Origin of the sequence: Metapseudomonas boanensis (genome assembly GCF_042232855.1) — a bacterium.
Lineage (GTDB): Bacteria > Pseudomonadota > Gammaproteobacteria > Pseudomonadales > Pseudomonadaceae > Metapseudomonas > Metapseudomonas boanensis.
Map to the genome: position 1 here is coordinate 3,316,952 of NZ_CP113889.1, position 21,740 is coordinate 3,338,691.

General features: G+C 61.4%; 19 protein-coding genes and 2 tRNA genes. 14 read left to right on the top strand and 7 right to left on the bottom strand.

From position 1 onward, the window contains the following. Positions 1–40 precede the first annotated feature (40 nt). The 3 genes from queC to nadA all read left to right on the top strand — a co-directional run bounded on the left by queC (position 41) and on the right by nadA (position 2,204). Complete coding sequence (queC, locus tag OXH74_RS15405) at positions 41–715, top strand: 7-cyano-7-deazaguanine synthase QueC (RefSeq protein ID WP_215376700.1); 675 nt, start codon at positions 41–43, stop codon at positions 713–715. A gap of 58 nt (positions 716–773) precedes the next feature. Beyond that, positions 774–849 (top strand) — tRNA-Lys (locus tag OXH74_RS15410). Between the two features lie 296 nt (positions 850–1,145). Beyond that, positions 1,146–2,204 (top strand): quinolinate synthase NadA, encoded by a 1,059-nt coding sequence (nadA, locus tag OXH74_RS15415; protein ID WP_215376698.1) that lies wholly within the window; start codon positions 1,146–1,148, stop codon positions 2,202–2,204. A gap of 63 nt (positions 2,205–2,267) precedes the next feature. On the opposite strand, the gene OXH74_RS15420 is transcribed toward nadA, so the two are convergent. Beyond that, complete coding sequence (locus OXH74_RS15420) at positions 2,268–3,335, bottom strand: AI-2E family transporter (protein ID WP_375737769.1); 1,068 nt, start codon at positions 3,333–3,335, stop codon at positions 2,268–2,270. A 41-nt stretch (positions 3,336–3,376) separates the two neighbouring features. Further along, entirely contained in the window at positions 3,377–3,628 is a 252-nt protein-coding gene (locus OXH74_RS15425) for a sulfurtransferase TusA family protein (protein ID WP_375737770.1), read from the bottom strand. A gap of 106 nt (positions 3,629–3,734) precedes the next feature. On the opposite strand from OXH74_RS15425, the gene OXH74_RS15430 reads away from it, so the two are divergent. Then, on the top strand, positions 3,735–5,168 hold the full coding sequence (locus OXH74_RS15430; protein WP_375737771.1) for a M48 family metalloprotease: 1,434 nt from the start codon (positions 3,735–3,737) through the stop codon (positions 5,166–5,168). A 72-nt stretch (positions 5,169–5,240) separates the two neighbouring features. On the opposite strand, the gene OXH74_RS15435 is transcribed toward OXH74_RS15430, so the two are convergent. Together OXH74_RS15435 and OXH74_RS15440 are read right to left on the bottom strand one after the other, a co-directional pair. Then, positions 5,241–5,714: a peroxiredoxin gene (locus OXH74_RS15435; protein WP_375737772.1), complete on the bottom strand. Its 474-nt coding sequence runs from the start codon at positions 5,712–5,714 to the stop codon at positions 5,241–5,243. Positions 5,715–5,727: 13 nt separating this feature from the next. Continuing rightward, positions 5,728–6,285 (bottom strand): glycine cleavage system protein R, encoded by a 558-nt coding sequence (locus tag OXH74_RS15440; RefSeq protein ID WP_215376680.1) that lies wholly within the window; start codon positions 6,283–6,285, stop codon positions 5,728–5,730. A gap of 178 nt (positions 6,286–6,463) precedes the next feature. On the opposite strand from OXH74_RS15440, the gene dapA reads away from it, so the two are divergent. From dapA to OXH74_RS15460, 4 genes are all read left to right on the top strand, one after another. Further along, entirely contained in the window at positions 6,464–7,342 is an 879-nt protein-coding gene (gene dapA, locus OXH74_RS15445; protein WP_375737773.1) for a 4-hydroxy-tetrahydrodipicolinate synthase, read from the top strand. Between the two features lie 18 nt (positions 7,343–7,360). Next, a complete protein-coding gene (bamC, locus tag OXH74_RS15450; RefSeq protein ID WP_375737774.1) occupies positions 7,361–8,479 on the top strand; it encodes an outer membrane protein assembly factor BamC in 1,119 nt (372 codons plus the stop codon). Positions 8,480–8,575: 96 nt separating this feature from the next. After that, entirely contained in the window at positions 8,576–9,445 is an 870-nt protein-coding gene (locus OXH74_RS15455) for a phosphoribosylaminoimidazolesuccinocarboxamide synthase (protein WP_375737775.1), read from the top strand. 226 nt (positions 9,446–9,671) lie between these two features. Then, positions 9,672–9,761: transfer RNA gene (locus tag OXH74_RS15460), tRNA-Ser, on the top strand. Between the two features lie 60 nt (positions 9,762–9,821). Here the strand turns inward: OXH74_RS15460 and OXH74_RS15465 are convergent. After that, entirely contained in the window at positions 9,822–10,529 is a 708-nt protein-coding gene (locus OXH74_RS15465; protein ID WP_375737776.1) for an SOS response-associated peptidase family protein, read from the bottom strand. Positions 10,530–10,783: 254 nt separating this feature from the next. Between OXH74_RS15465 and OXH74_RS15470 the strand changes: the two genes are divergently transcribed. The 4 genes from OXH74_RS15470 (at position 10,784) to OXH74_RS15485 (ending at position 17,730) form a co-directional block, all read left to right on the top strand. Continuing rightward, complete coding sequence (locus OXH74_RS15470; protein ID WP_375737777.1) at positions 10,784–12,391, top strand: M28 family metallopeptidase; 1,608 nt, start codon at positions 10,784–10,786, stop codon at positions 12,389–12,391. Positions 12,392–12,621: 230 nt separating this feature from the next. Next, the gene (gene imuA, locus OXH74_RS15475; RefSeq protein ID WP_375737778.1) at positions 12,622–13,233 is read left to right on the top strand and encodes a translesion DNA synthesis-associated protein ImuA; all 612 of its coding nucleotides are present in this window, start codon (positions 12,622–12,624) and stop codon (positions 13,231–13,233) included. A gap of 7 nt (positions 13,234–13,240) precedes the next feature. Further along, positions 13,241–14,656: a DNA polymerase Y family protein gene (locus OXH74_RS15480; protein WP_375737779.1), complete on the top strand. Its 1,416-nt coding sequence runs from the start codon at positions 13,241–13,243 to the stop codon at positions 14,654–14,656. Further along, complete coding sequence (locus OXH74_RS15485; protein WP_375737780.1) at positions 14,632–17,730, top strand: error-prone DNA polymerase; 3,099 nt, start codon at positions 14,632–14,634, stop codon at positions 17,728–17,730. Before OXH74_RS15480 ends, OXH74_RS15485 begins: the two co-directional genes overlap by 25 nt. Before the next feature lie 408 nt (positions 17,731–18,138). Here the strand turns inward: OXH74_RS15485 and OXH74_RS15490 are convergent, their stop codons facing one another. Next, positions 18,139–18,528 carry a hypothetical protein gene (locus tag OXH74_RS15490; RefSeq protein ID WP_375737781.1) on the bottom strand — a complete coding sequence of 130 codons (390 nt, stop codon included), beginning with the start codon at positions 18,526–18,528 and terminating at the stop codon, positions 18,139–18,141. Between the two features lie 29 nt (positions 18,529–18,557). After that, positions 18,558–19,040 (bottom strand): GreA/GreB family elongation factor, encoded by a 483-nt coding sequence (locus OXH74_RS15495; protein ID WP_215376618.1) that lies wholly within the window; start codon positions 19,038–19,040, stop codon positions 18,558–18,560. Positions 19,041–19,618: 578 nt separating this feature from the next. Between OXH74_RS15495 and OXH74_RS15500 the strand changes: the two genes are divergently transcribed. Then, entirely contained in the window at positions 19,619–20,029 is a 411-nt protein-coding gene (locus OXH74_RS15500) for a tetratricopeptide repeat protein (RefSeq protein WP_375741627.1), read from the top strand. 167 nt (positions 20,030–20,196) lie between these two features. Then, positions 20,197–21,555 (top strand): DNA recombination protein RmuC, encoded by a 1,359-nt coding sequence (rmuC, locus tag OXH74_RS15505; RefSeq protein ID WP_375741628.1) that lies wholly within the window; start codon positions 20,197–20,199, stop codon positions 21,553–21,555. Positions 21,556–21,740 lie beyond the last annotated feature (185 nt).

The window sequence follows — 21,740 nt, forward strand, 5'->3', positions numbered from 1 at the left end:
GCGCTAAGGCGCAAGGCAGAGCGATATCGAGGGAAATGCTATGAGCGAGAAGAACGCTGTCATCCTGCTGTCCGGTGGTCTGGATTCGGCCACCGTCGTAGCCATGGCTCGCGCTGAAGGCTACGCCTGCTACACCATGAGTTTCGACTACGGGCAACGTCATCGAGCCGAACTCAACGCGGCTGAGCGTGTTGCGCGGCAGTTGGGTGTGGTGGAGCATAAAGTGATCGGGCTCAACCTTAATGGTATTGGCGGCTCGGCGTTGACGGATGATTCCATCGAGGTGCCCGAGAGCCCCACTGAGGGCATTCCGGTCACCTATGTCCCGGCGCGTAACACCGTCTTTCTTTCCTTGGCGCTGGGGTGGGCCGAAGTGATCGGAGCGCGTGACATCTTCATCGGCGTCAATGCGGTCGACTATTCCGGCTATCCAGACTGCCGCCCAGAGTTTGTCGAGGCGTTTGAGCGCATGGCGAACCTGGCGACCAAGGCCGGTGTGGAAGGGCAGGGATTCCGTATCCGCGCACCGTTGCAGAACCTGAGCAAGGCGGAAATTGTTCAGGCGGGAATACGGCTTGGGGTTGATTACGGCCTGACGGTATCGTGCTACCAGGCTGACGACGACGGCCGCGCTTGCGGGAAATGTGATAGCTGCAGATTGCGCGCTGCGGGTTTCGTTGTAGCAGGGGTGCAGGATCCCACACGCTATCTGTAAAAAAATTACGATGAGGTGTTGAATTCCTGAATTAAATCAGTATTATACGCCTCGCGTTGGGTCGTTAGCTCAGTCGGTAGAGCAGTTGGCTTTTAACCAATTGGTCGTAGGTTCGAATCCTACACGACCCACCACTCCTTCCATTCTGTTGTAGCTTTCATTCTCGCCGTTCAGGCATCTTCTCCCAAAAATCGAAAGTTAAGGCTCATCTCTCGGGTGTTTCCGCCTGGATGCCGAACCTGGGATTTTCCATTTTTCCTGCCCGACCCACCTCTGTGTTCGCAAGCCAAGCAGCAGTCTGCAGAGCTGACCCGGTGGCTCTCAATCTGCGCTATCATCCGCGACCTGCAGCCAGTGGCCAGCGAGTTGGGCCTCAGGTGTGGGTGGTATAATTTTCTTCCGTATTACTGCGCCGGCAGGTTCAGCACACATGACACAGCTTTCCGAACGCTTCCTGGTCCAAGCTCACCTTGCCGCCAAGCAGCCCAAACCGCTGACGGCGGAAGAGGAAGCGCATTTTCGTTCTGCCATCACCGCTGAGCTGAAGGCTCAGAATGCCGTGCTGGTGGCCCACTATTACTGTGATCCGGTGATTCAGGCGTTGGCTGAAGAGACGGGCGGCTGCGTGGCCGACTCGCTCGAGATGGCCCGATTCGGCAATCAGCATCCGGCGCAGACGGTGGTTGTGGCCGGCGTCCGCTTCATGGGCGAGACCGCCAAGATACTCAATCCGGAAAAGCGTGTGCTGATGCCAACCCTGGAGGCAACTTGCTCGCTTGACCTGGGCTGCCCGGTGGAGGAGTTCTCGGCCTTCTGTGACCAGCATCCGGAGCGCACGGTGGTGGTCTATGCAAACACTTCAGCTGCGGTGAAAGCGCGTGCTGACTGGGTGGTGACGTCCAGTTGTGCATTGGAGATCGTCGAAAGCCTGATGGACAACGGCGAGAAGATCATCTGGGCGCCTGACCAGCATCTGGGTCGTTACATCCAGCGTGAAACCGGAGCCGACATGCTGCTCTGGGACGGTGCCTGCATCGTCCATGAAGAGTTCAAGGCCAAGCAACTTGAGGACATGAAGGCGCTCTACCCGGACGCGGCTGTGCTGGTCCATCCTGAGTCACCTGAAGCGGTCATCGAACTCGCCGATGCAGTAGGCTCCACCAGCCAGCTGATCAAGGCTGCCCAGATGTTGCCGAACAAGACATTCATCGTCGCCACTGACCGGGGCATCTTCTACAAGATGCAGCAGCTCTGTCCGGACAAGCAGTTCATAGAGGCGCCTACCGCTGGCAACGGTGCTGCCTGCCGTAGTTGTGCGCACTGCCCTTGGATGGCGATGAACACCCTGGAGCGAACCTTGAAGTCCCTGCGCGAAGGCAGCAATGAGATCCTAGTTGATCCGGCACTGATCCCGCGTGCGGTGCAACCGCTCAAGCGCATGTTGGACTTCACTCAGGCCGCTCGCCTGAAGTCGACCGGCAACGCCTGAGCTTGGCCTCATGCATCAACAAAACCCGGCAACAATGCCGGGTTTTTTTGTCCAGGGAAAAAGCTATTCGTTTTCTGCCGTGGGGCTGGTACGTGGCCAGGCGTCGAGGACAGCTTTGAAAAGGGTGGCCAGGGGGATGGCGAAGAATACCCCCCAGAAGCCCCACAGACCGCCAAACAGCAGCACCGCGCAAATGATCGCAACGGGATGCAGATTGACCGCTTCGGAGAATAGCAGGGGCACCAGGACGTTGCCGTCGAGCGTTTGGATCACACCATAGACCACCATCAGATAGATGAACTGGTCTCCCCAGCCCCATTGGAACAGGGCAATCAGGGCGACCGGTACCGTTACCACGACGGCTCCGATGTAAGGCACCACCACCGAAAGACCTACCAGCAATGCCAGCAGGGCGGCGTAGTTGAGACCCAGGGACACGAATGCCACGTAGGTAACTCCGCCGCAGATCATGATTTCGATGACCTTGCCGCGGATGTAATTGGCAATCTGGTCGTTCATCTCATCCCAAACCTGTGTCATCAGGGCGCGCTCCTGCGGCAGGTAGCCGCTTAGCCAGCGACCGATCAGCACGCGGTCTTTCAGGAAGAAGAACACCAGGATGGGCACCAGGACCAGATAGATCATGATGTTGACCAGTAGCGGCAGGCTAGACAGCGAGAAGGTCAACGCCCACTGGCCGAACTTGCCGATCTCGCTGCGGGTGACCTCGATGGCCTTGAGCACTTGCTCGTCAGTGACTAGGTGTGGGTACCGTTCCGGCAGCAGCAGTAGCAGTGATTGCCATTCGCCGAGCATGCGTGGAATTTCGCTGAAAAGGGTGCTCAACTGCTGCCAGAGGAGCGGAACCAGCACCACCAGGATCACTGCCAGGGCGCTGATGAAAAGGGTAAATACAATCCACACTGCGAAGGATTGGGGTAGGTGCAGGCGCTCCAGCAAGTTGACCGCGCCTTGCATCAGGAAGGCCAGCACCAGGCCGGCAAGCACCGGAGCGAGCATATCGCCGAGGGTAAGTATGGCCGTGAAACCGAGTACGAGGATTACAGCTAGTACGACCGCTTCTTCATCCGAGAAGTAGCGTTGAACCCAGTCGCGAAGCACCTTGAGCATCAAAAATCCTTGGGTAGGCCCGCAGTGCGGGCTGGTGCAAATCAGGCTTTGCGCAGCCAGTAGCGGTAGACGCCGTCTTCGACCTCTTCGTGGAGCAGTTGGTGCCCGGCGAGCTGGGCGAATGCTCGAAAATCGCGTTGCGAGCCAGCGTCGGTCGCGATGATCTTGAGCACGGCCCCGCTGGGCAGGCGATTGAGTTCGAGCTTGGCTTTGAGCAAAGGAAGCGGGCAGTTGAGGCCGCTGGCGTCCAGCTCGGCGTCGAAAGTGTCTGTTCGACTCGCTGTGTCAGTCATCGATTATCTCCAGGGAAGGACGCTAGGATACCCAACGCAGTGCAACCCTGGCCAGCCGGCCGGCAGGGAGGCTAAAGTGATGGCTTTGCCGCCAAGAGCCTCGTGCATGAATCTGCTGCGCCCCACTCTGTTGACGCTTGCATGCCTCCTCGCGCCGCCAGTCATGGCGGATGACCTGCCCTCGTTGGGCGATTCGAGTTCATCGATCGTATCTCCGGATCAGGAGCACCAACTCGGCCGGGCCTGGTTGAGCCTACTGCGCGGTCAGGTCGACCAACTATCTGACCCGCAGCTGAAAGACTACGTCGAGACCAGTGTCTATCGTCTATCGGAAACGAGTCAGCTGCAGGATCGGCGGCTGGAGTTCGTGCTGCTCAATAGCCCACAGTTGAACGCCTTCGCTGCCCCTGGTGGGATCATTGGCGTCAATGGTGGTTTGTTTCTATACGCGCCAACCGAGGCTGAGTATGCCTCGGTACTCGCCCACGAATTGGCGCACTTGTCACAGCGGCACTTCGCCCGGGGTGTCGAGGCCCAGCAGCGGATGCAGATTCCGGTCATGGCGGCCATGCTCGCTGGCATCGTTGCTGCTGCAGCTGGTGCGGGCGATGCGGGCATGGCGGCAATCATGTCTACCCAGGCGGCGGCAATACAGGAACAGCGCCGATTCTCCCGGCAGAACGAGCAGGAGGCGGACCGCATCGGCCTGCTCAACCTGGAGAAGGCAGGATACGATCCGCGTGCGATGCCGCGAATGTTTGAGCGCCTCATGCGCCAATACCGCTATGACGCCAAGCCGCCGGAGTTCCTGCTCACTCACCCGGTGAGCGAGTCGCGGATCGCCGATACGCGCAATCGGGCGGAGCAGTTTCCGCCGGGTGGTGTGGAAAACAGCCTGCGCTACCAGCTGATGCGTGCTCGGGTGCAGCTCATGTTCGAGGAAACGCCAGGCATAGCCGCCAAGCGTTTCCGTGCCATGCTTGACGAGGATCCCAAGCTGGACGCTGCCCGCTATGGTCTCGCAATTGCCCAGATCAAGGGCGGCCAGCTCAACGAGGCACGCAAGAACCTCGAGCCGCTGTTGGCCAGGGCGCCGAACGAGATCGTCTATAACCTCGCCCAGGTAGATCTGGAGATCACCGGTAATCGCCTGGACGTTGCCCAGCAACGCGTCGATCGGATGCTGGGGCTTTACCCCAACAACTACCCGCTCAGGCAGATGCGCAGCGATCTCTTGATCAAGCAGGGCAAGGCTAAGGAAGCAGAGAATATGCTGGATGGCTTGCTCAAGAGTCGACCGCAGGATCCAGATGTCTGGTATGAGGTTGCCGAGGTTCGAGGCTTGGCAGGCAACACTATTGGCCTGCACCAGGCTCGCGCGGAGTATTTCGCCCTGGTTGGCGATTTCGATCAGGCGATTGAGCAGCTGGACTTCGCCAAGCGCCGTGCCAGCACCAACTTCCCGCTGGCTGCGCGAATCGACGCTCGCCAACAGGAAATGATCGAGCAGCAGAGAGTGGTCAAGCAGATGATGCGCTGATCCCGTCTGCGTCTTCTGGAAACAAAAAGGTCGCGATGGAAGTCGCGGCCTTTTTTGCTTTCGTCGGGCGGATCAGCCCTTGTTTAGTGCCTGGGCGGAGGCGAGTACCGCATCCACGTGGCCGGGCACTTTCACGCCTCGCCATTCCTGGCGAAGCACGCCTTCCTTGTCGATCAGGAAGGTACTGCGGTCCACGCCCAGGTACTCCTTGCCGTAGAGCTTCTTCAGCTTGATCACGTCGAACAACTGGCAGAGCGCTTCGTCCGGGTCGGAAATCAGTTCGAAGGGGAACTCCTGCTTGCACTTGAAGTTCTCGTGGGACTTCAGGCTGTCGCGCGAGACGCCGAATACCACGGTATTGGCGGCCTGAAAAGCGCTGTACTGGTCGCGGAAGCCCTGACCTTCGGTGGTGCAGCCAGGTGTGCTGTCCTTTGGATAGAAGTAGATCACCACCTGCTTGCCTTTGAGTGCCGAGAGGCTCACCTGCTGGCCGCTGGTGGCTTGGACGACAAACTCGGGAACGGGTGTATCCAGGGCTACTGCCATGTCTGCTGCTCCTTCAAGGGTGTTGCGGGCGCCACGGTTCGATCAGTGCATCCAGGTTGAGCGCGTCGGCGAAATCCAGGAACTGGTCGCGCAGCCAACTGATCTGCGTACCGGCGGGTAGTGTCACTGTGATGGTCGCGTTGAGCATGGTGCCGTTGGTCTGCGGCGCCTGATAGGTGTCGCAGGTAAGGCTTTCCAGCTCGACGCGGTGATCGATGAAGAACTGGCACAGCTCATTGAGGATGTCGGGGCGATAGACTGCACTGACATAGGCGACGTACGGCAACGATTGCGGACGTGGCTCCAACGCGCTGCTGCGTACCACATTGGCGGTGAACGCATGGCGTTTGGCGAGAATCGGCAGACCGGACTCCAGGCGCGCCAGGCCATCCCAAGTGCCGGACACCTGGACCACCAGGGCGCAGTACTCACCATGGCGAGTCAGTCGGCTGCTGACCACTGCGCAGCGGTTTTCCTGGCTGGCACGGCACAGCACATTGGTCAGCTCCATCGGGTTGCGGCCAAGGGCACTGATCACAAGGAATTGTTCGCGGGGCGGGGTGGTGGACATGCAGCATTCCTAAAGCGAGGGGAGGGCGGGCGGGGCCGCACTGTTCAAACCGGAAAGGTTAGCGAAAAGCGCCGCCGAGGGAAATGCTTCGACCTGTTTGACGGCCGTGCGCTCAGCTTGTGCAAGGCCATAGGCGACAGTACCATTACGGCTCTCTTTTTCCGGCAGGAGCGGTTGCATGATTGCGGGCAGTATGGTGGCACTGGTTACGCCCATGGATGCACAGGGTCAACTGGACTGGGACAGCCTGACCAAGCTTGTGGACTTCCATCTCCAAGAGGGCACCAACGCTATCGTCGCGGTCGGCACCACGGGTGAGTCCGCTACGCTGGATGTCAATGAACACGTAGAGGTGATCCGTCGCGTGGTGGATCAGGTCAATGGCCGCATCCCGGTCATCGCCGGCACCGGCGGCAACTCCACCCGCGAGTCGGTGGAACTCACCAATGCGGCCAAGCAGGTCGGCGCTGACGCCTGCCTGCTGGTGACGCCGTACTACAACAAGCCGACCCAGGAAGGCCTGTACCAGCATTTCCGCCACATCGCCGAAGCCGTGGCCATTCCGCAGATCCTCTACAACGTACCGGGCCGCACCGTTTGCGACATGCTTCCGGAGACTGTCGAGCGCCTGTCGAAGATCGGCAACATCATCGGTATCAAGGAAGCCACCGGCGACCTGCAGCGCGGCCAGGAAGTCCTGGATCGTGTCAGCAAGGACTTCCTCGTCTACTCCGGTGACGATGCCACTGCCGTCGAACTGATGCTGATGGGTGGCAAAGGTAACATCTCGGTGACCGCCAACGTCGCCCCGCGTGCAATGGCGGACCTTTGCGCTGCTGCCATGCGTGGTGATGCCGAAACCGCTCGCGCCATCAACGACAAGCTGATGCCGCTGCACAAGGCTCTGTTCATCGAGTCCAACCCGATTCCGGTGAAGTGGGCCCTCCACGAAATGGGGCTGATCCCCGATGGCATCCGCCTGCCGCTGACCTGGCTCAGCCCGCGTTGCCATGAACCGCTGCGTCAGGCACTCCGCCAGTCCGGCATTCTGGCTTAATCCGAGGAAGCATTACGCATGAAGCGACTGGCCGGACTCTCCGCACTCGCCTTGATTATCTCCAACACCAGCGGTTGCGGCTGGCTTTGGGGCGAAGACGGCTACTTCCGCGACCGCGGCAGTGATTACCTTGAAGCGCGCCAGACTGCGCCCATGCAAATGCCCCCGAGCGTCGAAGCCAAGCGCATCGACCCGTTGCTGCCGGTACCCATGAACGTCGCCGACAGCCGTGCTGAAGGTGAGTTCGAGGTACCGCGTCCGCTGGCTCTGCAAGCCAAGGGCGAGGTCAGTGACTACAGCCTGCAAAAAAGCGGCGAATCCCGCTGGGTAGTCGCCCAGCGTGCTCCTGCGGAAGTCTGGCCGGTTGCTCGCCAGTTCTTTGAAGATGGCGGCTTCCGCGTCGTCGACGAGCGCCCGCAGACCGGCGAGTTCAGTACCAGCTGGCAACGCCTAGACCATCTTTCCGCTCCTCTGGCGCGCCGCCTCGGCAGCCGCGTGGGCGGTGTTGAGCCAAACAGCGAAATGCGCGCTCGTGTTCGCATCGAGCCGGGCGTGCAGCGTGGTAGCAGCGAAATCTTTGTTCTGACTACCACTCGTCCTGCCGGCAGCAGCGCCGATACCGATTGGCCGAGCCGCTCCGACAGCCCGAGCCTCGAGGCCGCGCTGCTCGATGAGATGCTTGCCAGCATGGCTCGCAGTGCGGAGCAGGGCGGTTCCGTCTCCCTCCTGGCAGCACGTGATTTCGATGCACCGAATCGCGTAACCCTGTCCGAAGATGGCAACGGCAACCCCATGCTCAGCCTGGGCGCTGATTTTGACCGTTCCTGGTCCAGCATCGGTCGCGCCCTGGAAGCGGGCGACGTACGCGTCGACGACATCAACCGCAGCCTGGGTGTTTACTACATCAACCTGGCTGAGCGTGCTGAGAAGAAGGATGAGAAGCCCGGCTTCTTCGCCAGCCTGTGGGGTGGCGAGCCAAGCCAGGAAGAGATCGATGCCCGCGCTGAGCGGTACCAAGTTCGCCTGACCCAGGTTGGCGATACCGTGCAGGTTACCGTGGACAAGGACATCAACACCGTTGCGCCAGCCGATGTGGCACGCCGCATCCTGACTCTGATCCAGGAAAACCTCGGCTAATCTTGGCTAGCCGCGTCCTCAGCGGCGGGCTGTTGAAACCGAAAGGCGAAACCCATGGGTTTCGCCTGTTTCGTTTGATATAGGCGGAAAAACGACATGAGCACTCCCACCACCCTGAGCCTGAAGAAAATCTACTCGGGCAAGGTCCGCGACCTCTACGAAATCGATGCCAAGCGCATGCTGATGGTCGCGACCGACCGCCTCTCCGCATTTGACGTGATCCTCGATCAGCCGATTCCGGAAAAGGGCAAGATCCTCACCGCCATCTCCAACTTCTGGTTCGACAAGCTCACCGGCCTGGTGCCCAACCACTTCACTGGTGACAGGGTGGAAGACGTCGTGCCGGCCGCCGAGTTGCCGCTGGTGGAAGGCCGCGCTGTGGTGGCCAAGCGTCTCAAACCGGTTGCAGTCGAAGCTATCGTGCGTGGCTACATCGTTGGTTCCGGCTGGAAGGAATACCAGAAGACCGGCACTGTCTGCGGCATTCAACTGCCGGCCGGTCTGAAAGAAGCCTCCAAGCTGCCCCAGCCGATCTTCACCCCCTCGACCAAGGCCGCTGTCGGCGACCATGACGAGAACATCTCCTTCGAACAGTGCGAAGCCATCATCGGCAAAGAGCTGGCGGCCAAGGTGCGCGACACCGCTATCGCCCTCTACAGCACGGCCGTCGAATACGCTGCCACCCGCGGCATTATCATCGCAGACACCAAGTTCGAATTCGGCCTCGATGAAGACGGCACCCTGACCCTGATGGATGAGGTGCTGACTCCTGACTCCAGCCGCTTCTGGCCGGTAGAAAGCTACGTCGAAGGTAAGAACCCGCCCAGCTTCGACAAACAATTCGTTCGCGACTGGCTGGAATCAACCGGCTGGAACAAAGAGCCGCCAGCTCCGGCCGTGCCTGCCGAAGTCGCGCAGAAGACCGCCGACAAATACCGCGAAGCCCTGACCAAGCTGACGTCCTGACGGGTCGTATCTCTCCTCTCTCCGCGGGAGGGGCGGGCGTGAGGGATGCCAATCTCTCGCGCCCCGTTGGGCTTTGGTTCGCCCAACCCAACCTGTATCAGGTACTTCAATACTTCAAATGCGCGTGCCAAACCTGTCTCACCACGCAACCATCTGAAACCACGCGAAAAAATCGCTTTTCGGGCTTCGCCAATGGCCTCTGAGCTGATATCATGCGCGCCGCTACGGGAAGATGCCGGAGTGGCCGAACGGGACGGATTCGAAATCCGTTGTGTCAGCAATGGCACCTAGGGTTCAAATCCCTATCTTCCCGCCATTCAAAGAGCCCCCGATTCCGCAAGGAGTCGGGGGCTTTTTATCGACCGCAAGTAACCCTTCACACCAACGGATCATCGATCGGCTTGATCAGGCCGGGGTGGTCGTTGTGGGTATTTCCTACGGCCCGGCTGACCGGGTACCACTCGAACGCTTCCGCAGTTGAAGCATTGAAGCGAGCAATGTCTTCGGCTTCTTCGGAAGTGACGCCGGGGTCGAGCCAGGCTCGTGCGAGTCCTGGGGACAGGACGATGGGTTTGCGCTCGTGAATGGTTGTCAACCCGTCATCGGCGGCGCTACTGAGGATCACGAAGCCATCACCCTCCAGGGGCTCTTGGCCCTCGCGGGGAAACTGGCCAATGGCGGCAAAGAAGAGCGGCTGGTGATTCTTCAGGCGAATGAAGTAGGGCTGCTTGAGTGTGGGATCGGTCAGGCTGGCTCTCCACTCGTACCAGCCGTCGGCACCGATCAGTGCGCGACCGGTTTTCCAGATGTTGCGGAAGAAGTTGCTCGTGGCTACGGTCTCGATCCGGGCATTGAACGGTGTCGGGTGCTTGCCTGTGGCCCAGATGGGCGCCCAGCCCCAAGTCACCAAGTCGTCGCGCAGGCCATCGTCATCCAGGTGCAGCAGATGGACTGGTGTGTGTGGCGCCACGTTGTAGCGGCCGATCGGTTCGTCCAGTTCGCTCATGCGCAGCTGTTCTGGCAGTAGGCCGAGAGCTTCTGCGTAGCGATGCGGCTTGCGGTTCTGGGCAAAGCGACCGCACATGGCTGAATCCAGTTGAAAGGGTGAACTAACAGCATAGGTTGGCAAGGCATATCCGGGGTGAATTGCCGATACTTTGCGGCGTTCCAGCTTTTCATCAAAAAGGCGACTAACAGCACGTTTTTTCATCAACCCGACGCGAACTGAACAGGCTGCGGCCAGTCTAGTTTCCTAGGCCACATCCCGAGGAAGCCGTACTGGACGATGGCGCAATGCCATTGCAGGCCTGCCACAACCACTTCAAAAGGATTGAAGTCATGACTCAGAAGAACAGCGTCAGACGTGTTGTTGGTTCTTTCGTTCTTGCCGTTTCCACGTCGTCCCTTGCCGCACCAGAGCCGGAAGGTGAACCCTTCAAGGAGTTCTGGAGCCCAGGAAAACCCAACCCCGGCATATGCAAGTCGTCCGTGCTGGTGGGCACACCGCTAGGTCTTCCGCGCTGCCTGGAAGCGACCAATGTGATGACGCGCCTACAAGCCTTGCAGGACATTGCCACTCTCAACGACGGTAACCGTGCCGCCGGCCTGCCGGGCTACCAGGCGTCCGTCGACTATGTGAAGACAACCCTGGAGCAAGCCGGCTATCAGGTGCAGGTGCAGCCATTTCCTTTCACCGCGTTCTTCCCCAAGGGGCCGGGAACGCTGACGGCACTGGCACCCTTGCCAGCCAACTATGTGTGGGAAGAGGACTTCAACTACCTGTCGCAGACCGAGGCGGGTGATGTCAGTGCGTCGGTGGTGGCGGTGGATCTGTCCCTGGGGGCTGGCAATACCTCCAGCAGCGCTTGCGAGCCTGAAGATTTCGCTGGTTTCCTCAGTGGCTCCATCGCCTTGGTCCAGCGTGGCAGCTGTACCTTTGAGATCAAGGCGGAGAACGCTGCCGCTGCAGGTGCTGCCGGGGTCATCATCTTCAATCAGGGCAATACCGAGGATCGCAAGGGGCTGGAAAACGTCACCCTGGGTGATGGCTATGAAGGTGGCATACCGGTGTTTTTCGCAACCTACGATAACGGCGTGACCTGGTCTCAGACCCCCGGGCTGCAGTTGCGCATGGTGTCGGACGTGCTGCGCAAGAAGACCGAGACCTTCAACCTCGTCGCCGAAACCCGACGCGGCAGTCCGGACAATGTGGTCATGGCGGGCGCGCACCTGGACTCGGTGTTCGAGGGCCCCGGCATCAATGACAACGGTTCGGGCAGTGCAGCATTGCTGGAAATGGCCGTACTGTTGGGCAAGGCGCATCCGAACAACAAGGTACGTTTTGCCTGGTGGGGGGCAGAGGAGTCGGGGCTTGTCGGCTCGACCTTCTACGTCAACAGTCTCAGTGACGAGGAGAAGCAGCACATCAAGGCCTACCTGAACTTCGACATGATCGGCTCGCCGAACTTCGCCAACTTCATCTATGACGGCGATGGCTCGTCCTTCGGCCTGCAGGGCCCGCCCGGTTCGGCGGCGATCGAGCGGCTGTTCGAGGCGTACTTCAAGTTGCGTGGGGAGGCCTATGAGGGCACCGAGATCGACTTTCGCTCCGACTATGCGCAGTTCTTCGACGATGGCATTGCCTTCGGCGGCCTGTTCACCGGCGCCGAAGACATCAAGAGCGAGGAACAGGCGCAACGCTATGGTGGTGCTGCGGGTCAGCCCTTCGACCCCTGCTATCACCAAGCCTGCGATGGTATCGGCAATCTCGATCTGAATGCTCTGGAGGTCAATGGCGATGCTATGGCGTTTGCTACCAGTTGGCTCTCGTTGTCGACCAAGATCATCGATGACGAAATCGCTGCCGCGCAGCAGGCGCAAGGCCCGACTCTGCGTAAGCAGGCGGTACGCGATATCGAGCGTTGGGGCAGCGACTACGTCAAGTAACCATAGGCTGACGACCTGACCTGTGGGAGCGATTCGCTCCCTCAGGTCCTTGACCGCCTGCCTTCCGTCTTCCCGGATTGACCGGGAAAGGTCTCTGCGATTTACTGTATATAAATACAGTATTCGTGGATTCCCCTCATGGCCTCGGTAATCGTTCCTGGCCCCATCGGCAGCTCGCTCTTCGAGCTGCTGTCTTTCTATTCCTGCAAGCCGTTGGCGAGGCGTACCTGATGGGCGCCGTGATTGCTTTGGATACGCTGCTCAACGAGCGGCGGGTCTGGAGGGGCCAGCCGAGCGTTTTGCCGACCAGCACTCAGCCGACGGGCCATGCTGCACTGGATATGGCCCTGCCGACCGGTGGCTGGCCGGAGGCCGCACTCACCGAGATACTGGCTCCGTGTGATGGATTGGGCGAGCTTTGCCTGCTGTGGCCGACTCTGGCGCGGCTGACCGCCAGCGGCGAGCGCGTCGTACTGGTGGCCCCCCCCTACATTCCCTATCCCCTGGCCTGGCAGGCCGCTGGCGTGGATTTACGTTGGCTGGCGCTGATAGAGGCGAGTCGCCGTGATGCCCTGTGGGCGGCCGAACAATGCCTGCGTTCGGGCAGTTGCGGTGCGGTGCTGTGCTGGCCGCAGCAGGCGGATGATCGCGCCATGCGTCGCCTGCAGGTCGCTGCCGAAACCGGCCAGACCCTGGCGTTTGCCTACCGCCCCTTGGATGCTGCACATAACCCTTCGCCGGCCGCTTTGCGCATCGCTCTCGACGCGCGGCATGCGCAGATACGGGTGCTGAAGTGTCGGGGTGGGCTGCCGCCTGCATCGCCAATTGCCTTGGGCGGGTGAGCTTCACATGTGTTGGGCCTGCATTCTGTTACCGCAACTGGCGCTGGATGGCGTCCTGCGTGGCCACCCCACGCCTGATGCGCCGTTGGCACTGGTGACGGGCACGCCGCAGCGCCGCGTGCTGCGGGCGCTCAATCCGGCGGCGCGAGCGCTGGGCCTGAACCCTGGCCAATCCCTGACGGCAGCCCATGCCATGACGCGGGATTTCGCCATGGCCGAGTACGACTCGTCGGATATCGAGCGTTGGCACCGCTTCCTGGCCGCCTGGGCCTACCGCTTCAGCTCCCAGGTGAGCTTGTTCTACCCACGCGCACTGCTGTTGGAGGTGCAGTCCAGCTTTGGCCTGTTCGGCCCCTGGCCGCAGTTTGAGGCGCGTTTGCGCAGTGAGCTGGCGGAGCTCGGGTTTCGCCATCGCATCGTCGCAGCCCCTAACCCGGCAGCGGCTCGGATGTTGGCCAATGCCCATGACGGCCTGGCGGTGACAGACCAGGCCGAACTGCATTTGATACTCGGGCAGTTGCCCGTAGACAGGGCAGGATGGTCCCGTGAGGTGGCTACGGCTTTCGGTCGCATGGGGTTGCGCAGCGTGCGCCAGGTCATGACCCTGCCGCGCGAAACCCTGGCCAAACGCTTCCCGGCCGATGTGTTACGGCACCTGGATACCCTGCTCGGCGTCCGACCGTTGGCGCTGGGCTGCTACACGCCGCCGGATGAGTTCGATGTGCGCATCGAGCTGAACTTCGAGGCCGAGTCGCACCTGGCGCTGCTGTTCCCGCTTCGGCGTATGACCTCCGATCTGGCGGCCTATCTTGCCGGTCGTGATAGCGGCGTGCAGCGCTTTACCCTGTATCTGGAGCACCGCGATCGTGTCGATACGCAGGTGTCGGTCGGGCTGCTCAGGGCCGAGCGCGAGGCGGCCTTGCTGTTCGAACTGGCGCGGGGACGGCTGGAGCAGATCCTGGTGCCCGCGCCGGTGCGCGGCTTCCGCCTGGTGGCGCGAGACCTGCCGGCGTTCGTGCCGGAGCGGCGTGAGTTGTTCGACGAGCGTCCACAGCAGTCCGTGCCTTGGGAGCGGTTACGCGAACGGCTGCGTGCTCGCCTTGGCGATGATGCGGTGCATGGTCTGAGCGCGCAGGCCGACCATCGCCCCGAATGCGCCTGGCGGATGGAGAGCGACAGCCGATCAGCCCCCTTATTGCCAGGCTCGCCGCGGCCCGGCTGGTTGCTTCGCGAGCCGGTCCCCCTGCGCGAAACTACGCCGCGCATCCTCGCCGGCCCCGAACGCATCGAGTCCGGCTGGTGGGACGGCGGCGACGTGCGCCGCGATTACTATCTGGTCGAGACCCGTAATGGCCAGCGTGCCTGGGCGTACCGGTCGGTAGATGGCAGTGGCCCGCTGTGGCTGCATGGATGGTTCGCATGAGCCTCGATTACGCGGAGCTGCATTGTCTGTCCAATTTCAGCTTCCAACGCGGAGCTTCCAGCGCCCGGGAATTGTTCGAACGGGCTGCGCTGCATGGCTATCAAGCCTTGGCGATTACTGACGAGTGCACCTTGTCCGGCATCGTGCGTGCCTGGCAGGCCGCTAAGGACGCGGGCTTGCCGTTGATCATCGGCAGTGAGATGTGCATCGAGAATGGTCCGAAGGTCGTGCTGCTGGTGGAAAGCCTCACGGGCTATCAGCACCTTTGCCAGTTGATCACTCAGGCTCGGCGTCGAGCGAAAAAGGGCGAGTACCGCCTGCTGCGCGAGGATCTGGACGTGCCGTTGGAGGGGCTGCTAGCACTTTGGCTGCCCAGACCGGACGACGATGGAGCCGAAGGACGCTGGCTGCTCGACCAGTTTCCCGAGCGCCTGTGGTTGGCGGTGGAGTTGCACCATGGGCCGGACGACAGTCAGCGCCTGGCCCGTTTGCTGGAGCTGGCCGAAAGCCTGGGAATAACGCCCGTAGCGGCGGGCGATGTGCACATGCATGCACGGGGCCGTCGTGCCTTGCAGGACTGCATGACCGCCATCCGCCACCACTGCACGGTGGCCGAGGCCGGGCTACGCCTGTTTCCCAATGGCGAGCGCCACCTGCGTCGACGTGACCTGCTGGCCGCTCTCTACCCGACGGAACTGCTGGCTGAGACGCTGCGCATCGCCCGGCGCTGCACCTTCGACCTCGGCCAGTTGCGCTACCAGTATCCGCATGAGCTGGTGCCCGCAAGGCACAGTCCCGCCAGTTGGCTAAGCGTACTGACCGAGGCGGGGATGAAGGAGCGTTGGCCTGATGGTGCTCCGCTGTCGGCACGGAAACAGGTGGAGCAGGAGCTGCAGCTGATCGCCGAGATGGGTTACGAGAGCTACTTCCTGACGGTGCATGATATCGTCCGTTTCGCGCGTGATCGCGGCATTCTCTGCCAAGGACGCGGCTCGGCGGCCAACTCCACGGTGTGCTTTGCGCTAGGCATCACCGAGATCGACCCGTCGCGGGTGAAAATGCTGTTTGAACGCTTCCTCTCCCGCGAGCGCAACGAGCCGCCGGATATCGACGTCGACTTCGAGCACGAGCGTCGGGAAGAGGTGCTGCAGTACGTCTTCCAGCGCTACGGCAGGGGGCGTGCAGCGCTGACGGCGGTGGTCAGCACCTATCACGGTGCGGGCGCAGTACGCGACGTGGCCAAGGCCCTGGGACTGCCACCCGACCAGGTCAATGCCCTGGCCGATTGTTTTGGCCGTTGGTCAGACTACGCGCCACCGCCCGAACGGCTACGTGAGTGCGGCTTCGACCCGGAAAGCCCGGTGTTGCGGCGGGTGTTGGCGCTGACCAGCGAGCTGATCGGCTTTCCTCGTCACTTGTCGCAGCACCCCGGCGGGTTCGTCATCTCCGAGCAACCGCTGCATACCCTGGTGCCGGTGGAGAACGCCGCGATGGCCGAGCGCACCATCATCCAGTGGGACAAGGATGACCTCGATCTGGTTGGCCTGCTCAAGGTGGATATCCTCGCCCTTGGCATGCTCAGTGCCCTGCGCCGCACATTCGACCTGCTGCGCCGCCATCGCGGGCTTGATCTGACGCTGGCGACCATCCCGGCTGAGGACGAGGCTACCTACGAGATGATTGGCCGCGCCGATACGGTCGGCGTGTTCCAGATCGAGTCGCGCGCGCAGATGGCCATGCTGCCACGCCTCAAGCCGAAAACCTTCTACGACCTGGTGATCGAAGTCGCCATCGTCCGACCCGGGCCGATCCAGGGCGACATGGTCCATCCGTACCTGCGCAGGCGAAAGGGCGAGGAGCCGGTGACTTATCCCAGCGACGAACTGCGCGAGGTCTTCGAGCGCACCCTGGGGGTGCCGCTGTTTCAGGAGCAGGTCATGCAACTGGCGATCGTGGCTGCCGGGTACAGCCCCGGAGAAGCCGATCAGCTGCGCCGCTCGATGGCCGCCTGGAAGCGCCATGGCGGCCTGGAGCCGCATCAGGAACGCCTCACACACGGCATGCTGGAACGCGGCTACAGCGCGGAGTTTGCGGCGCGTATTTTCGAGCAGATCAAGGGGTTCGGCAGCTATGGATTCCCCGAATCCCACGCGGCCAGCTTTGCCCTGCTGACCTACGCCAGTTGCTGGCTGAAATGCCATGAGCCGGCTGCCTATGCCTGCGCACTGATCAATAGCTGGCCCATGGGTTTCTACAGCCCCGATCAGGTGCTGCAGGACGCCCGTCGCCATCGCATCGAGGTGCGTCCGGTGGATGTGCGTTCCAGCGATTGGGACTGCTCGCTGGAACCTGGCAAAGCCGAGCAACCTGCCATCCGATTGGGGCTGCGAATGGTGCGAGGATTTCGCGAGGAGGACGCTCGGCGCATCGAGAGCGCCCGGCAGATCCGCCCCTTCGACAACGTCACCGACCTCTGCCGGCGTGCTCGGCTGGATGCCCGTGCCCGCGAGCTGCTGGCCGATGCCAGTGCCCTGCGTGGCTTGGCGGGGCACCGGCACAAGGCACGCTGGGCGGTAGCGGGAGTCGAGGTGCAGACCCCGTTGTTCGCCGACCTGCCCACGCAGGTGGAGGCACAGGTGGCCCTGCCTTTGCCGACGGTGGGCGAAGACCTATACGCCGACTACGCCACCATCGGTACCACCCTTGGCCCTCACCCGCTGGCCTTGCTGCGTAGCCAGTTACAGAGTCGGCGCTGCCGCAGTTCACGGGATCTGGTCGGTACCCCGCATGGGCGCAATGTCAGCTTTGCCGGGCTGGTGGTTGGTCGTCAGCGCCCACAAACAGCCAGCGGGGTGATCTTCGTGACCCTGGAAGATGAGCACGGCATGGTCAATGTGGTGGTCTGGCACGATCTGGCCGAGCGACAGCGACGCGTGCTGGTGGACTCGCAATTGCTGCAGGTGGAGGGCCGCCTGGAGTCAGTGGATGGCGTGTGTCACCTGATCGCGCGACGGTTGCAGGATCTCACGCCGCTCCTGAGCGGGCTGGATATCAGGAGTCGTGATTTCCGCTGAACGTGGCATGAACAGGTAGTCAAGTAGTGGAGTATTCGTTGTGGATGCGAATGAATTCGCCCCCACAATAATAAGCAGAGCAGGACCGCAAGGCAGCCCTGCAAGTTAGCGGATCAGCTGTGGGTATCAGTGGGGTATCACCGGCGATTGCCGTGCCTTGCTCCGTCGAAACGACCGCGTAGAGCGGGGTGGTGAAGGTGGGCTGTGGTGGTGATGGTGGGAGATCCGAAGCATGGCCCACAGCAGCGCGACCGCTGCCAGTAGCCAACCCATGACCATCAAGGCTATGAAAATTTCGGGACTCATTGCGAACCGCCTCTTGCTCCACCAACTGGGCGCACGCCTTGAGTTTAGTCCGAGCAATATGAAGGAATCCTGAAGCAGGCTGCCTTTGGTCGGTTCGGCAGTTCAGTTGCAGTACTGTTCCATGTTCCGCCGTGCCTTGTCAGTAGGTGCATTGCGGTACTGCTCGGTCCAGAACTGGCACTTTGCATCACCCAGGCGCCGAGCCTCTTCCAGCTTTTGCAGGCGCGCGTTTTCTTCACGTTGGGCCGCGTTGTAATTGTCTTCGTACTGCTGCAGACGCTTCTCGTCAGGCGAGGGTTGCGCCGGTTGCGGAGGAGGAGGAGGAGCAACCTGGCTGACTGGGGCTGGAGCATCGGCCATGTAAAGCTTGTAGCCGGCGTAGCCGGTCAGGGCCACCGCGACGAACCCTAGCCAGATGCCCAGTGCGATGCTCATGGTCAGCAGCCAGGGGTTGAAGCTGATCCGCAGGACGCGGCGACGTTGGATGGGCATGGAGCCTCCCGGCGTAATGCGCAACGCCTTCAGTGTACCTCGACCACTTCGAACACCTGGCGACTATTGCCGATGGCAATCACGACCTCGGCGCCTTCGGCCTTCCCCAGAAGCCCCTGTCCGAGAGGCGAGCGCGGGCTGATCACGGTGATTTCGCGGCCCTGTTCGACAACCTTCAGGCCGGCGGCCTCGGGGCCCAGGAATAGCGTCTGTTCGGAACCATCTTCGGCGGCTAGCACCACCAGCGCGCTGAGCTGGATGCCGCGGCTGGCATCGTAGGCGCGCAGGTTGAGATGCTCGAACAGGCCTAGCGCCTGTTTGATCTCAGCGGCGCGACGGGCCTGGCCAGTGGCCAGATACGAGGCTTCCAGACCCAAGGTGTCGTATTTGTTCTCGGCAACGTTTTCTTCATGGGTCGCCGCCTCATAGGCGGTTTGTGCTGCGCGCTGCAACAGGAGCAGGTCGGCGCCGAGCTTGTCGACGATCAGGCGATGTATCCGGGCTTTGTCCATGGCACGCAGTCGATGGGAGGAGGCTCGATATTCTAAGGCCAGATGACGTGGTTCACTCAATCGCCGGACCGAACGAGCTTTCGACTCTGGCTTGTGCACGGTGTTGGAGCAATCGCTTCAGCAGAACGAACGAACCGGGCTTGGTAAGGCAATTTTTTGCACCACCTGTCGACAGCTGGCACGCCCGTTCTGCCTGGCCTGGCGCAGGCTTTCGACCGGAAATGCCCCTCAAAAGGGCGCGGCGGCTATTGACAGTCGGCAGTTGTGCACAGTTGCGAAGCAGCTTCTCGATCCGCTCCCGATTTGCTTCGTAAGCGTTTGATTCTCAGCGCTGATTTATTAAATAGATGAAAAACAAGGACTTTTTTTGTTGGCGAAAAAATCACCAGTTTGAGCGCAGGCCCCAAAGCACAAGCGATAGGTGATGTTGCTAGCAACTTCTGCACAGAGTTATCCACAGCTTCTGTGGATTGTGCAGAGCAGTTGCTCTAGAACGCTGTCCGCGACAATTGAAAGGCTTTACCTATGGGAAAAAAGGAGTAGAGTTGCGCGCCTTTCCGGTCACCCCTGTCCGATTCATGAAGTACCGCATACCTGCTTCCTCCATTCCCGCAGAGCAGACCCTGCCATTGCGTGTGGCCTTCTGGTTGCTGGATAACCCGCGTCTTGGCCAGGCCTCCAGCGTGAAGCGGTTCGCCGGCAACCTGCTCAAGCAGCCTGCCCGCGAAGGTGTGGTCGAGGCCCAGAGTCGCCTAGGGCAAATGCTCTGCCGCGATTGTGGCAACAACCGTGATCGTCGTATCGGCCTGGAGATGCTTCGTCAGGCCGCTCGTGCCGGCGATCGCCGTGCCCAGCTTGAACTGGGGCGCTTGTGTAGCCAGCCGCGTATCAACGAGCCAAAGCAGGCCCGCTACTGGCTGGAGCAGGCGGCGTCGCAAGGCTCCCACGAAGCCAAGCGCCTGCTTAGCCGTCTTCCGCTCAAGCCCTGATAGCGCCGCGTGAGGCTGGGTATACTGCCCGGCATTCCTGTGCGGAGCCTTCCATGCCCATTGATATTCCCAACCTGCTGATCGGCCTGCTGGCCGCCGCTGTGCCTCTGCTGGGCCTGGTTTGGCACCAGCAGCGTCGTCTGTCGGCCATGCAGGCCAACCTGGCCCTGCTCGAGGAGCGCCTGGCGACCGCGCAGATGGCCCAGGATGGCCTGGCTGTTCAGTTGGATGACAGCCGGGACGAGAACCGCGAACTCAGTCAGTTCAATGCTGCCCAGCAAGCCGAATTGGCAGCCCTGCGCCGTGAGGCTGAGCTGCTGGGTGTCGAGCGCCAGAGCGCCCGAGAGGCACTGTTGGCCTGGAATCAGGAACGCGAACGCAAGGAGGCCGAACTGCGTCATCTGGCCGCTGAGCGCGCGGGGCTGGAGGCTGAGTTACGTGAGCAGCGTGAGGCTCACGCGCAGCGCCTGGGAGACCTGCAAGCGGCTCGTGATGATCTGCGAGCACAATTCGCTGAGTTAGCAGGGAAGATCTTCGATGAACGTGAGCAGCGTTTTGCCGAAACCAGCCAGCAACGTCTGGGCCAATTGCTCGACCCGCTCAAGGAGCGCATCCAGGCGTTCGAGAAGCGTGTCGAGGAAAGCTATCAACAGGAAGCCCGTGAACGTTTTTCCCTGGGCAAGGAGCTGGAGCGCCTGCAGCAGCTCAACCAACGTCTGGGCGATGAGGCGACCAACCTGACTCGCGCCTTGAAAGGCCAGAAAACCCAAGGCAACTGGGGCGAGTTGGTGCTGGAGCGGGTGCTGGAACATGCCGGTTTGGAGAAAGGGCGTGAGTACCAGACCCAGGTCAGCCTGAAGAGTGCCGATGGTGAGCGCTTCCAGCCCGACGTGCTGGTGCAGCTGCCAGGAGACAAACAGGTGGTGGTGGACGCCAAGGTCAGCCTCAGCGCCTATCAGGCGCTGGTGGCCGCCGAAGACGAGGCCAGCCGCAGTGTCGCGTTGAAGCAGCATGTGCTGTCGCTGCGCAGCCACCTCAAGGGCCTCTCGGTGAAGGATTACCAACGCCTGGAGGGCCTGCACAGCCTGGACTTCGTGCTGCTCTTCGTGCCGATCGAAGCCGCCTTCGCCGCCGCACTGCAGGCTGACCCTGGCTTGTTCCAGGAAGCTTTCGAGCAGCACATCGTGATCGTCAGTCCGACTACCTTGCTCGCCACCCTGCGGGTTATCGACAGCCTCTGGAGGCAGGAGCGGCAGAGCCAGAACGCCCGTGAAATCGCCGAGCGCGCTGGGGCCCTCTATGACAAATTCGTTTCCTTCGTGCAGGATCTGGACGAGATGGGCAGCCGCTTGCAGCAGTTGGACAAGGCCTACGCCTCAGCCCGTAACAAGCTGGTGGATGGGCGCGGCAACCTGATCAGCCGAGTGGAGAACCTCAAGTTGCTAGGCGCCCGTGCCAGCAAGAGCCTGCCCAGTGATCTGCTTGAACGTGCGGGGGGATTGCCGTTGCTTGATGAGCAGCTCTGAGGCTGCAGGGGGGGATTCATTGCCTCTGCCTGCGTTGCTGTTACTAGCAATCAATGGCCGGGCTGAGAGCATTGTAGGAGCGAGCTTGCTCGCGAAAGGGTCCGGTTGCGCGAGCAAGAACTCGGCGTCCCCCGCTCCTACAAGGAATGCCGCCACTTGCAACTCTCAACGCAGACAGAGCCATT